The organism is Providencia sp. Je.9.19, assembly GCF_051129765.1.
Taxonomy (GTDB): Bacteria; Pseudomonadota; Gammaproteobacteria; order Enterobacterales; family Enterobacteriaceae; genus Providencia.
Map to the genome: position 1 here is coordinate 21,488 of NZ_JBCPSS010000009.1, position 12,876 is coordinate 34,363.

Genomic DNA, 12,876 nt, shown 5'->3' on the forward strand with positions numbered 1-12,876 from the left:
TCAGGAGAGTAAATCGTGCATGAAATAATCCATTATAACGAAGATAATTTTCGCGATATTGAACGCTATGAAGGAGTATCAGTAGTGCGCTTCTCTGCGCCTTGGTGTCCACCTTGTCAAGCAAGTGAGGCGTTTTTTAACGCATTCATCAATCAGCTTGATAATGACGTACAGGCAGGTAAGGTGAACGTTGATTTGGCGCCGGTATTAACAACAAAATACGAAATCTGGGGACTACCTTCAGTTTTGATATTTAAGGAAGGTCAGCTGATAAGGCGTATACCCGGTGTGAAATCAGCTGCTTTTTATGCCGGTGCGATAGACGATGTTAAAAAAGGGCTATAATGCCCTTTTTTATCAAAAATGATCTATTTTGCATAAATTCCGGTCTCATTTATTTTATAAATAATAAGACACCTAGTAAAGTTCATCAGATGCCTTATGCCTGAAAAATTATCAAATTATATCAGGATCATAACATCTATCAGCTTCTCATCTGGTTGATAGCATCTAGAGTACGAGCAGAATATACAGCGGCAGCACCGGCATTAAGATTAATTGCCACACCTAGAGCTTCTGCAATTTCGTCATCTGTTGCACCTGCATTAATCGCGGCTTCAGCATGAAAAGCTATACAACCGTCACAGCGGGTAGTGACTGCACAGGCGAGAGCGATAAGCTCACGAACTTTAGCACCGAGCAAATCAGTTTTACTACCTGCGCTACCCAGCGTCACCACGCCTTTCATAGTATCAGGTGCTAATTTGCCAAGTTGGCTAAGGCGTTGCATCAGTTCTGTACGGTAACTATTCCAATCTTGCATGGGATCCCCCTTTGTTTTTAAATTTTAAGAATCTGTAATATATGCTTCAAGCTACTACCGAATACCTCTGGTCTTCCGGTTGCCCTCGCCACGACACTGGCACCTTCGCATATATTGATAATCAGCAAAGCCGCATCGACAGCGGTCAGGTTTGAAGAAAACTCTCCTGTACTGTTGCCTTGGTCAACTATGCTAACTAACCATTTGATTTGCATATCAAAATATAACGACGTCTGCTCTGTAATGTTTTGAGGTAGATTAGCCGTCTCAGCTGAAAGTGCACAGCATAACGGCAGCAAAGAAGCTCGATAACTTTCTGTAAAAAGATCTACATATGCCGCTATTTTTCCAGCTGCCGAATTTTCTGTTAATTCGATCTGGTCAAATAAGTTACGTGTATCCAAAAATGCTTGCCTGACCACCTGTTCGCCGAGTATGTCTTTTGTCGGAAAATGGTGATGTATGCTAGCCTTAGTGATACCAATACTCTTAGACAGGTCAGCATAACTGAAGGCTGAATAGCCTTTCTCTCTCATCAAGTGCTCAGCCTCACAGAGAAGGCGTTCACGTGTCATTGTTGTCATGATATACCTCTATAATCTACTAGTTGGTAGATTATATTGTTCTCTAAATGATATCGCAAGACTCCACGCCACAGAAAACGGACTAAGGCGTTAACGAAGATAATTACACTAAGCGAGTTTCTATCAGCACAGGATTTGCGAGAGTATCATGGATAGGTGAATTTTCCGGTAGAAGCCTAACTAGCTCTTCGAGCTGCTCACGGGTAGCGGTATTGCTGTCTAGGCGTACGTTGACACGAATACTTTTGGCACCTTTACGTACATTTTGATCTAAACCAAGAAAGCCTTTCATATCAATGTCGAAATAAAGATCCAATTCGATTCCTTCTAACTCTATACCTTTTTCTGCCGCCATCAAGGTTAAGGTAGCGGTATAGCAGCCCGCTAAAGCCTGTAGAATATACTCCGTCGGACTCATACCAGTATCCGCCCCCAGAATTCCCGGAGGCTCATCACCGATATTTGAAAATTTTCCAGCGCGACTGTTATCCTCTTTACCATTCTGAAAAGATGACCCTGTTTCTACGCGAACCGCTAAACCACCGTGTGAGCGTGCTTTTACTTGAAACGACATGTTGCCTAGGCCAGGCTCTGCGCGTACGGCTTCGCGAATATTGCTGATAGCATTAGCCGATGCTTGGGGTTTCACTGCGTGAGACATATTCACTCCTAATAAAGGTTGATGACGATAAGTCACAATAAACTACCTACTAGTTGATAGGTTAACTGAATAAATATGTATTGTCCAGCCCCTTAAGCTAGAGCCATGGTACGGATCTACTTAAAAGACGAAAAATAGCCTATATCAAGGCAATTTTTTAACAAAACCATATACGATAAAAATATTTATTGTGGGAGATGAGCGAAGGCTAGGCAATCTAATTTCGATCGATACACTTCGACTAAAAGAGGGGTCATGCAGCAGTTTGATCAATCCATATAACAAGAAATGTATACAAGTGGCAAACGCATTAAAATAGATTTTACCTACACATTCGAGGCTAATCATGACAAACATAGCACGCAGCGAAACAAAGCTTCTGATGCGTGAGAAGTGCTACCACGGCCATCTTGAACGTAAACACCACCTTATGGAAATACATTGAAGATATAATATTATCTGGTACTACAGAGCCTGCATTATAGAATCGTATAAAATACTCTGACCTATTTCCCTCTAATGAGCATATCGTCAATACCTACATCACCAAAACGGAGAGATAACGATAAGTAAGTGAGGCGTCACTATTCAATACTTTAAAATTAACATGTTATTACCGTTGTATATTTGGAGACCTCAGCAATCGCCTCTTTATCAGCAATGTCATTGGTTATTAGCGCGGTAATCTCGGACCAGTCACAAATCTTAAACAAGCTACTTCTCTGGAACTTAGTATAATCCCCTAGAATATATTTCTTTTCGGAGTGAGCGATGATTGTTCTGTCTATAAATGCATCAGATGAAGATGGAGTGGATGGACCGGCCATATTACTGAAACCATCTGTTCCGATAAAACATAAATCAACGTTAATGTCATTAATCATCGATACAGCCCAACCACCGAAGACGGAGGAGCTTTTCTTCCTTAGTTCGCCACCAAACAGAAAAACTTGGTTATCCGACTCAATCAGAACACTTGCTACTGGCAGAGAATCTGTGAAGATCTTAAATCCCGATTTCATACATAGCAGATTAGCCAATTCGTAATTAGAACTCCCTGTGCCGATGATCATTGAACTATTCGGGGGAACAAACTCAATAGCTTTTCTAGCGATGGCTTGCTTAAAGGAACTGTTTTCTTTTTCTCTAACCTGAAAAGGATGTTCTATAGCTCCTTGTTTTAAAGTTGCGCCTCCATGGCTTTTAACTAGTAATCCTTTCTGCTCAAGAAAGGTCAAATCTTTTCTGATAGTTTCATAAGTAACCCCATATTTTTTGGCGAGGTCACTGACGTACACGGTTCCTGCCGAAATAATTTCCTCAAGGATCAATTTTCTTCTTTCTTCAACTAGGTACATCCTTCCTCCAATCAACCATTGAATATCATGTAAGTACAAATCATATCACAGAAAATACAAACTAAAACAAACCTAAAAAAAATGGAAAAGTATTTTTAATATGATATTTATTTTCTAAATAATATTAATGAAAAAATTAATTAGTTGATTAATAACAATATTTGATTTTTTTTTACATATTTTAGACCATTTTATTATTGAATATATTTTATGGAAAAACATCTAAAATTGGCTATTAGTTGTTTTTGTTTGTATTTATTGGTATTTAATTCATTTAAAATCAATGAGTTGTAAATTATGTGAGATTGATCTCAGTTGACAACCAATATTTACCAATCATATACTTGGTATAAATTATTTAACCAGGTTAATTACGATGAAAACTAAAATTGCAATCGCGTGTGATGATGTGGGATTTGAACGTAAGGAGGAGATTAAAAAATATCTTGAGAAAGAGAAGAATGCGGAGGTCATATATGATCCTGTGAAACGAAAAGAAGATGGCTTCAATAACTTTGCTCGTCTTGCGGATGAAATGGCCGAGGTTATTCAACGAGATGAATGCCGCCTTGGCATTTACATTTGTGGTACCGGTATTGGTTTCACTTGCCAGATAAATAAACACTGGGGAATCCGCGCTGTTGCAGTCACTAATCCTTACTCAGCAAAACGGGCAAGGCTCAGTAATAATGCGCAAATAATTGGACTTGGCTGCAGAATTAATGATCTGGAATATACAAAAATGATTGTTGATGCATGGTATGACAATGCATTTGACTTTAATACAGCAAGATTAAATTCCAAGAAAAACCTATTGGAAGCTGAACGCAGTGACAATACGTTACTGACGAAACCTGCTCACGTTCGATGGAATATGGGTTTCAAGCCAGATAATGAGAAATCTGAGGACTAAAAAATGGAACTGATTACGCAGTTTATCAATGATCTGGGTAACTTTATTTTCATCCCATTAATTTTTCTAATTTTGATGAAGGTCCTCGGGAGACCACTGTCAGAGTGTATTTCATCAGCCATTAAAGTTGGTATCGGTTTTATTGCGTTAACCATGACTATCAAGCTGATGCTTGAAAAAATGCAACCTGCCGTAACCGGACTTGCTGAAGCCACCGGTTCCTCACTGAATGCCATTGACGTTGGCGGCGCAGCGACCGCAGTTATGGGATTTGGCTCAAGCATGGGGGCTATTATTATTCCTCTATGTGTGGCCGTTAATATTGCCATGCTATTTGCACGCCTGACTGACTGTGTAAACGTTGACGTTTTTAACCTGCACCAGAATGCTTCAATGGGAGCTATCGTAGGAGTGTATTCAGATAGCTTCCTCTATGGTGTACTTACGGCAGCTTTATTTCATGTCTGGGCGCTTATTGCAGCTGATTTGGGGGCTAAAAATAACGAAAAATACTTCAACTTACCTAAAGGTGTTGCCATTTCTCACCCAGTTGCAAACACTTATTTGCTGTTCGCATATCCATTTAACTGGATTTATGATCGTATCCCAGGTTTCCGTAACTTAAACGTCACGGCTGAAAGTATTCAGAAGCGCTTTGGTATCCTAGGTGATCCTACAATGGTTGGTTTTATCATTGGTATTCTTCTTGGTTTCTGTGGCTATGGCTGGAAATCCCCATACCACACCATTATCGCCAGCTTGCAATTAGGCATGTATCTTGCTGCTGTTATGCTTTTGTTACCACGTATGACCTCTATCATGATGGAAGGTCTTGTACCACTGTCTAACGTCGCACGTAAGAAACTGGTAAAAAGATTCCCAGATCGCGAGATTACCGTTGGGATGGATACTGCTTTAATTGTTGGTCATCCGTCAGTGATTGCTCCAGCCCTACTACTTATCCCTGTAATTGTGATCCTTGCAGTAGTATTGCCAGGCAACCGAGTGATGCCACTTGGTGACCTGTCGCAGTTTGTATTCTTTATTGCATGCATGGTACCCGTTTTCAATGGCAATATCATTCGTACCTGGGCAACGTCCATCATCTTATTTGGCGGTGGTTTATATATCGCATCTTGGATGGCTCCCTCAACTAATGAAGTGTTCCAAAAATTCGGCACTAACCCTGATGCGAGTGTAATGTATTCATCACTTAATCCGTCAGCTAACCCGTTCACAGGATTCTTTGCAGGCCTCAGTCATATAGGTCTTGCTGGCTATATTCTCGCCGCTGTTTTGCTGTTATCCGTAGGATACTTACTTAAACAGAAATCTCGCCGTCAGTTAAACGTTGAACCTGAATCAGGAAAAACGGTTTAAACCATTTAAAAGGTAATTGAAAATGAAAAAAATTTTAGTTGTATGTGGAAACGGTATTGCATCTTCTTCCATCATGGTTTCTGTTCTACAGGACTATCTGAAAGAACAAAATATAGAAGCTCAAGTTGATAAATCATCTCTGATGGCTTGCACTACAGACACATTTAACGGATATGACCTGATCGTATCATCCACCAAACTGAACAACCCAGGCATATCCACTCGAGTGATCGTAGGGGCAGGCTTGTTAACTGGGCTAGGTGAAGATGAAATTTTTGATGCTGTTAAAGAAGAAATACTGAAGTAGGTAAATAATGATATTTAAGATTCTGGTAAATGACGTTGAAGAAGCTATTGATGACTGGTCTGCGGCCATTCAGTTTGCAGGCCAAAAGCTACTGGAAAAGGACTACATCACACCAGAGTACATCCAAGCTTGTCTGATACGCGAGAAGTCCTACCCAACTGGCTTATTAATGGTTAACGGACAGGGCATTGCGATCCCACACGCAGATTATTCCTTAGTTAAAATAAACAGTATAAGTATCGTGCGTTTTGATAAAAACGTGGTTTTTGGGCAGATGGAGGACGCTGACCTGACGGTTGAATGCAGCATCATGTTTAATCTTGCATTTGCAACCAGTGATCAGCACATGTCTGTGTTACGCCGCCTCTTTACACTTTTCCAGGATATTTCGTTTATCGAGTCATGTCGTAATCTTAAAACGCATGAGGTTGGGAAATACGTTGAAGAGATGCTTTCAGCATCCTAATACACTGAGGGCAAATACGCAGGTATCTGCCCTTTTTTAATAGAAGAATTGTAACTATGAAAAATTACGCTCTCGTTTTAAACGAGCTATCATTACTTGTGGATAAAATTAATGAGAAAGAATTTAATTCGCTCATCAAATCCATCACCGCTGCTGGTCATATTTATCTTGCCGGTGCAGGGCGCTCAGGGCTGATGATAAATGCCTTTGCAAATCGATTGATGCATCTAGGTCTTTCTGTCAGCGTAGTTGGCGAAATTAGTTCACCTCACTCCCAAAAAAATGATCTCATGATTGTAGGCTCAGCCTCCGGAAAAACATTGCGCCTTATTCATCAGGTAAGAACAGCTAAGAACAATGGTGTCAAAATTGCACTGATTACCACCACTTTAGAGTCACCTCTAGCAAATCTTGCAGATGATATATTAATCATTCCTGTAGAGCATAGTATCCAACCCATGGGCACTCTTTTCGAGCAAGCTTCATTACTTACTTACGACGCTATTATCCTGTTGCTAATGGTTAAACTGAACGAAACAGGCAATACAATGAAAGAGCGCCATGCTGATATTGAATAATAAGGGCTTGTTGCAAAAATTGGCTATGTGAGGAACACAAAATTATTCAACTATTCCGTTAGGAAAAAGAATGAGACCGTATGATTTTAGGGTTCTTCGCTGGAACCCAAAATATTACATCAAAAAATTGAAGATCTTCTAATGGCAAGGAAAAGCTATAGCCAGATAGAAAATTTGATAAACTGCCCGAGATATACTATTTCTAAGGTATTAAAATCGATGCAAGCAGCAAAATAACTGGTTTAACTATCAAACTACTACTCTTCTGAAAACCTTAGTATCACAGGAAGACGCGCAAACTTTGAACTTTTCGATTAAATGAGTGCGAAACTCCAACGTGCCACGGAAGAATTGAATGTGAGTGTCAGAAGCTATAAACGTCATTAAAAATCACCAAAGGTCACTAATCTCATTGAGTTAGCGACCTTTGCGTTAAGCGTAAAAATGGAAAGAGAATAAATTCAGTCTATTGCAGGGAAATGAGCTCTTCGCGGCTTAAACCGGTACTTACAATAATGAGTTCAAGGCTCACACCGTTTTTAAGCAAGTTACGCGCCATCATAATTTTAGCATCACGTATACCTTCTTCACGACCTTTTTCCCAGCCGATTTTCTCGCCTTTGTCTTGTTGTTCACGATAATATCCTGGTGTTTATCTGCCTATTCACTCAATTGCTGGACAATATGTTCAGGTGGCCAAATTCATTAAACCATATATGGACGTCCCGTGTTGTGCAAGCTCTGAGTTGATACGGTTTGCTGCCATATATTCGGCGTCGTTAGTGGATCTAATGACCCGCGCCATGATGTCATCCGCACCCTGTTTCCTTATCACTACATCGGTATGTTACTACCATGGCATAGTTCAGGCTATTACAGGGTCGGTTTACCGTTTTCTCATCAGTACCTGCAAACTCAGGATAAATTCTCTTCTCTGGATACAACTACGGTCAGTTCATCGCAAAAGCCCTGTCGATATTAAAACTTGTGGATTCTGTCAGTAACCGCCAGACAATGCGTGTCATCTTATTAGCCAGCGCAACCGTGGCTTTCATTTTTCCTCTTCGTTCAATAAGCCGTTTCAGCCACATTCCCAGCGCGTCATCGCGTTTATGAGCCCAGTGCATAACAGACCGCGCACCATGAATGATCAATGTCCGGAGATCACGATTGCCATTTTTGGTCATCGCAGAAAGGCTGCTTTTTCCTCCAGAACTGTGTTGCCTAGGAACCAGACCACACCAGGCTGATAATTGTCGTCCGTTAGTAAATTGCTCTGCGTTAACTTCACTCAAAAAAGCAGCTGCAATAAGTGGACCGATACCCGGTATTGTCATCAGTACTTTGTATTTGGGTTGTTGCTGACAAAGAGCCGCAAGGCTGTGCTCTACAGTAAGAATACGTTCATTAAGTGAATGAATATTTTCTAGCAATGAGAACAGCAACTGGCGCAGCACGGGAGAAATTAACTGTTCTGCATCTTCAATAATATCGGGCAGTCGTTGCTGTAAAATATGAATCCCGACAGGGATCTCAACACCTTGTTCTGCCGCCAGTGACCGGGCCTGATTTGCCAGTGCAGTGCGTTGTTCAACCATCAACTGGCGGGCAGCTCTGAGGGCTTTAATATCTTGTTGTTCAACAGTTTTTATAGCGACAAAATGAATACCTGGGCGAAAAGCTGTCTCACAAATAGCGAGAGCATCGTTGGCATCATTTTTCTGGTGATGTGTTAATGCTTTTACGTGTTGCGTGGGTATCAGTCTGACTTGAAAACCGATTGACTGAAAAGTACGCCCCCAGTAGTGGGAAGTAGCACAAGCCTCCATTGCAATCATCGACCCAGGAGGGAATTGACGAATAGTATCCAGCAATTTAGCCCGAGAAACCTTGCGGTTAGATGCAATATTCCCATCACTCATCCAGACGCAAACCTGAAAGACAGATTTTGCCAGATCGATACCGATAACTTTAATCTCGTTCATGATGTAGTACCTCTGTGAATAAAATCGCTCAACATAAGTATGGCAAAACTTACATAGAGGGACGTCCATCACATCACTACAGAATAAGATGCTAATAACAGTATAGGATTAGCTAACGTTTCTCACCACTCAAATCGTGGTTGATAATACAATAACCGGCTTATTGGCAATGTCTGGGCGAAAAATCCGCTTACAACTGGCGTAGAAACTGTTTACATCAACTAAGGCAAACATTATCTTGCCTTGTGAATTATGTAGGTAACAGTACCGAATATACTCAATTCTTCATTTTCTCCAATGTAGATAGGTGAGTAATTGTTGTTCATAGGGATCAGAGCAGTAACAGGGCGAGTTTGTAACCGTTTTATCGTGAACTCTCCATCCAGTGAGGCAATGACTATATCTCCGTGTTTTGCATCAATCGAACTATCTATGATGACTAATATCACCATCAAGAATTTGTGCGTCCATCATAGAAATACCAGACACACGTAAAAAGTATGTAGCTGAAGGATGCTTGATCAGCAAAGAGTTTAAATCAATACGGTCCTCTAACTAGTCACTCGCAGGGGAAGGAAATCCGGCAGGGACCCGTTCTGCAAACAAAGGTAATGGAAGTGATTTATTAACGTTGCATAAGGTTAATTTCATACTCGCCTCAACGCTGTACAAATAGACAGTAGTACTGTAGGCATCCGAGTTAGAAAATTGCAAGTTAAGTTCAGGTATATTACATCAGAAATATTGAGTGATTATTGTACTATGCAGTTATCGGTGGCTAAAGCTCAGTAGAACGAAAACTCATGCTTAGCACTTAAATTAATGACATGGGCAGGTAATTCCTATAGATAGAATACAAAGATGTTGTTTAGAGTGCTTGATTTATCGGAAAAAAGAGGCATAACGTAATAAACCATTCCGTTGATCGTCAAACCCCTAATAGGATGAATCCATAGAAATTATGGTATTACTCGATATAAACAATATGAGTTTACTAATGCCAGAAAATTTGGTTTAAAAGACTTCTTATTCATTTCTGGGTCCGGAAGGTTATACAAGGTGAATGCAGGATCATAGGTGTATTTTACATGCTGGCTCAGTAATTCAATTATATATCCGCTTGGTTGATCCCAATTATATTTAATTAAATCAATGATATATTCATGCCCCTTATCCTCTTTACTCAGATGTTTAGTTTGTCCATTGAAAAATAGTTCCATATTATTAATAGCTTTAAAGTAATCTTTAGCAAACGGTGAAAAATTTGAGTAGTTCAATATTAGTCTGTTATTTTCATCACTAAACAATACTATACTGTTACTCAGTTGGTGTTTATGTCCGTCAATTTTTAAGCTCTTTTTTGGTGAAATGCCCATTGCAAAAGTTGCATAATCACCTTTACCAGCTCCCCAATATCCCTTTCTAAATAATTGTTGTCCATTGTTTCCTTCTATTTCACCTAAAAAACCATAGGTATGTTTTTTTCCATCAGAAACAATAAGTAACAAGTCTGAATATGGAAAATTATTAAAAGCTGTATGAATAGGATATGTGAATGCTTGATATTTATTTTTTGAACTACCTAGAAATTTTGGATTTATAGGTGTTATGACCTTCACATCAAATGAATTATCTAATTGTAACTTATGGTGAATACTGTCCTTACCCATTTTGTATAAATTCAGATACTTGTATTCAAAATCTGTTATACCGTACTGAAATAAAAGGTTATTAACTAAAATGTCTCTTGTAGTAGAACCATATTCTGAGCACAACAAATCTATCATTAAATATTCAAAAGCATGATTTTGTAGATTACTACTAATTCTTGCTAAATAGTTTGAAGGCGTAGAGAGATCCCCTCTGTGTGATTTAGGTGATTGTTCTCCAAGTGGGTGCAACATGTTGGTTTGATAAGATAGAGCTTTAAAAATAGCTGCATAAAACATAGCCCAATAGGAGGTAGTATTATTGATGAATTTTGGCTCTATAAACACTACTGGTATAGTCACGTAACACTCTTATATATTTGGTTATTTTTAAATTAGTAGTAAGCTTTTGTTACTTCATGTTTGCCGTTTAAGTCAATCATACTGACGAATAATGGCATATAATTTTCACTCTTGAGGAATAATTTTCCTTTTAGAGCATGATAATATGTATCTATTCCACTCGCCAAAATTATTATTATATTTCCTACTTCATAACCAACTCCATACCCATAGGTTTTACTATTGGGTCGCAGGTCCTCACTGTGGCTATGAATTACGGAATGAGGTTCACCAGTCAAAATATTGATGATAATAGGCAGAGGGTTTTCGAGCAGTTCAAGCAGACCTGATGGTGACAGTTCGTTAATGAACGCCTCATAACCAGAATGAATTTTTTCTAATGCCAGTGTCGCTGTAACTCCAGAATGGGTTATAAATTCTGAGCCTATGTGTTGTAACAGCGCTATGTTATTCATCACTTTTTATAGGTCCTCCCATATTGTTTGAAATATTTGTTGAGCTCTTTGTCACGCTGGTAAGTAGCCGTATCTGCCGCTTGTTTGGCTTCATCAACCTGCTTTCTTTGCAGTTCTTCAGCCAGCTTCAAATAAGATTGAATGTTTTCCTGATTAGGTTCCCGTGTTACCAGCTCAAAAGCAGTTCTTTCACGTTGCTCCAATGAGGCGCAACCAATCAAAGATAACACGGCAACTGAAGCACAAAAGTAAAAACGAACGATTGAAAATCCCTGTTGTGTATTTTTCTTCATCATTTTTCCAACCTAATTATCTGTTGCCCCCTAAAAACACCAAGGAGAGTCGTTTTGTGTTTGTCAGAACGTTCCTGTCGGTCAGCTTCAGCAGCGAACAATGGTAGGGGGCTGACTTTAAATTGCTTATCCTGAACTATCAAAAACGGCACAGGAGCGTTTATGCACCGTTTTTTACCACTGGCGAAGGTTAAGTTGCAGATAGGCTGAGGCGTAACGCTACGCTTTGTTCTGAGTCTACTAGCAGGGCACTCTTGAATTTTATCCATTAAGTCCTGTAACTCGGAGTTTCCTTTTGCTATATCAGCTATGAGCTGATACAGCTTAACCGGATCAGTTTTCTGCATAAGCCCTTTTAAGCCCCATGTATAAGAAGCATGTGTGATTACGTCGTCTGTATTAAATATGGGAATATTCCGGTATAGATGCAGTGTCATTACATTACTCAGGTGTTTACGCAAAACACTGAAGCGCTCCGATTTTGGGAGTGCAACAATAGAGGTTCTGATATTGTTTTTTACGGTATTAATTTTGATTATATGATCGGAGAGTTCCATATTCGCAGTTGATACCTGTACATATCCGGCTGTACGTCTCGCAAACTTTTGAGAATACAACGGAGATATGTATAGGTCCTGCCAACAAGAGATAACCGATGTGTAGGCATGAGGACCCCAATTTACAACAGGTTCAATGCATTTACCTATATCATCACAACCATTTTCTACCGGTGGAATGACACAGGTAAGGGCTGAAATTACCTTTGTATCTCGAAAAAGTGAGTCAAGCTGGTGGAGGTACTTCAGCAATGAACCAATATAGCTATCAAGCATGACATGAAACTCCTGTTCTTAGAAAGAAAGCATCATAATCAAATATGCCAACATACAAATGAGAGTCTAACAAATATAGGAGCGAAGCTTACACATCTGCGCCCCTGACTCGCGCTTTTTTCTCTCTTTTTCTCTTTTTTTCTCCCCTTTATTTCCACAGCACAGCTTCTCAGGATGGAGCTCTCATGTAGCACAACTACTTTTGTATGTTGGCATATTTTATGGGGA

General features: G+C 39.7%; 15 protein-coding genes and 2 pseudogenes. 6 read left to right on the forward strand and 11 right to left on the reverse strand.

Annotated features, from left to right (window positions below; genetic code table 11):
• Positions 1-15: 15 nt before the first annotated feature.
• A complete protein-coding gene (locus AAZR93_RS20185) occupies positions 16-345 on the forward strand; it encodes a thioredoxin family protein (RefSeq protein ID WP_198623896.1) in 330 nt (109 codons plus the stop codon).
• Between the two features lie 139 nt (positions 346-484).
• Here AAZR93_RS20185 and AAZR93_RS20190 read toward each other — a convergent pair whose 3' ends face one another.
• From AAZR93_RS20190 to AAZR93_RS20205, 4 genes are all read right to left on the reverse strand, one after another.
• A complete protein-coding gene (locus AAZR93_RS20190) occupies positions 485-823 on the reverse strand; it encodes a carboxymuconolactone decarboxylase family protein (RefSeq protein ID WP_198623897.1) in 339 nt (112 codons plus the stop codon).
• A 17-nt stretch (positions 824-840) separates the two neighbouring features.
• Positions 841-1,407 carry a TetR/AcrR family transcriptional regulator gene (locus AAZR93_RS20195; RefSeq protein ID WP_198623898.1) on the reverse strand — a complete coding sequence of 189 codons (567 nt, stop codon included), beginning with the start codon at positions 1,405-1,407 and terminating at the stop codon, positions 841-843.
• 103 nt (positions 1,408-1,510) lie between these two features.
• A complete protein-coding gene (locus tag AAZR93_RS20200) occupies positions 1,511-2,068 on the reverse strand; it encodes an OsmC family protein (protein WP_198623899.1) in 558 nt (185 codons plus the stop codon).
• Between the two features lie 602 nt (positions 2,069-2,670).
• Positions 2,671-3,426: a DeoR/GlpR family DNA-binding transcription regulator gene (locus tag AAZR93_RS20205; protein ID WP_198623900.1), complete on the reverse strand. Its 756-nt coding sequence runs from the start codon at positions 3,424-3,426 to the stop codon at positions 2,671-2,673.
• Positions 3,427-3,802: 376 nt separating this feature from the next.
• On the opposite strand from AAZR93_RS20205, the gene AAZR93_RS20210 reads away from it, so the two are divergent.
• The 5 genes from AAZR93_RS20210 to hxlB are packed head-to-tail and all read left to right on the forward strand — an operon-like array spanning position 3,803 to position 7,070.
• Positions 3,803-4,339: an RpiB/LacA/LacB family sugar-phosphate isomerase gene (locus tag AAZR93_RS20210; protein WP_198623855.1), complete on the forward strand. Its 537-nt coding sequence runs from the start codon at positions 3,803-3,805 to the stop codon at positions 4,337-4,339.
• Positions 4,340-4,342: 3 nt separating this feature from the next.
• On the forward strand, positions 4,343-5,719 hold the full coding sequence (locus AAZR93_RS20215) for a PTS galactitol transporter subunit IIC (RefSeq protein WP_198623856.1): 1,377 nt from the start codon (positions 4,343-4,345) through the stop codon (positions 5,717-5,719).
• Positions 5,720-5,741: 22 nt separating this feature from the next.
• Positions 5,742-6,026, forward strand: coding sequence for a PTS sugar transporter subunit IIB (locus AAZR93_RS20220; protein WP_198623857.1), 285 nt, complete (start codon positions 5,742-5,744; stop codon positions 6,024-6,026).
• Positions 6,027-6,033: 7 nt separating this feature from the next.
• Positions 6,034-6,492: a PTS sugar transporter subunit IIA gene (locus AAZR93_RS20225; RefSeq protein ID WP_198623858.1), complete on the forward strand. Its 459-nt coding sequence runs from the start codon at positions 6,034-6,036 to the stop codon at positions 6,490-6,492.
• Positions 6,493-6,548: 56 nt separating this feature from the next.
• Positions 6,549-7,070, forward strand: coding sequence for a 6-phospho-3-hexuloisomerase (hxlB, locus tag AAZR93_RS20230; protein ID WP_198623859.1), 522 nt, complete (start codon positions 6,549-6,551; stop codon positions 7,068-7,070).
• Positions 7,071-8,020: 950 nt separating this feature from the next.
• Here hxlB and AAZR93_RS20235 read toward each other — a convergent pair.
• The 7 genes and pseudogenes from AAZR93_RS20235 to AAZR93_RS20265 all read right to left on the reverse strand — a co-directional run bounded on the left by AAZR93_RS20235 (position 8,021) and on the right by AAZR93_RS20265 (position 12,648).
• Entirely contained in the window at positions 8,021-9,055 is a 1,035-nt protein-coding gene (locus tag AAZR93_RS20235) for an IS110 family transposase (RefSeq protein WP_004264637.1), read from the reverse strand.
• 141 nt (positions 9,056-9,196) lie between these two features.
• Positions 9,197-9,289: pseudogene (locus tag AAZR93_RS20240) on the reverse strand (hypothetical protein); the annotation flags it as partial.
• Positions 9,289-9,706, reverse strand: a pseudogene (gene umuD, locus AAZR93_RS20245) (translesion error-prone DNA polymerase V autoproteolytic subunit). The pseudogenes AAZR93_RS20240 and umuD, both read right to left, overlap by 1 nt.
• A gap of 308 nt (positions 9,707-10,014) precedes the next feature.
• Entirely contained in the window at positions 10,015-11,067 is a 1,053-nt protein-coding gene (locus AAZR93_RS20250) for a hypothetical protein (RefSeq protein WP_198623860.1), read from the reverse strand.
• Between the two features lie 32 nt (positions 11,068-11,099).
• Positions 11,100-11,522 carry a hypothetical protein gene (locus AAZR93_RS20255; protein WP_198623861.1) on the reverse strand — a complete coding sequence of 141 codons (423 nt, stop codon included), beginning with the start codon at positions 11,520-11,522 and terminating at the stop codon, positions 11,100-11,102.
• A complete protein-coding gene (locus AAZR93_RS20260) occupies positions 11,522-11,818 on the reverse strand; it encodes a hypothetical protein (RefSeq protein WP_434720880.1) in 297 nt (98 codons plus the stop codon). The genes AAZR93_RS20255 and AAZR93_RS20260 overlap by 1 nt, the downstream gene beginning before the upstream one ends.
• The gene (locus AAZR93_RS20265; RefSeq protein WP_198623863.1) at positions 11,815-12,648 is read right to left on the reverse strand and encodes a DNA replication terminus site-binding protein; all 834 of its coding nucleotides are present in this window, start codon (positions 12,646-12,648) and stop codon (positions 11,815-11,817) included. Before AAZR93_RS20265 ends, AAZR93_RS20260 begins: the two co-directional genes overlap by 4 nt.
• Positions 12,649-12,876: the final 228 nt, after the last annotated feature.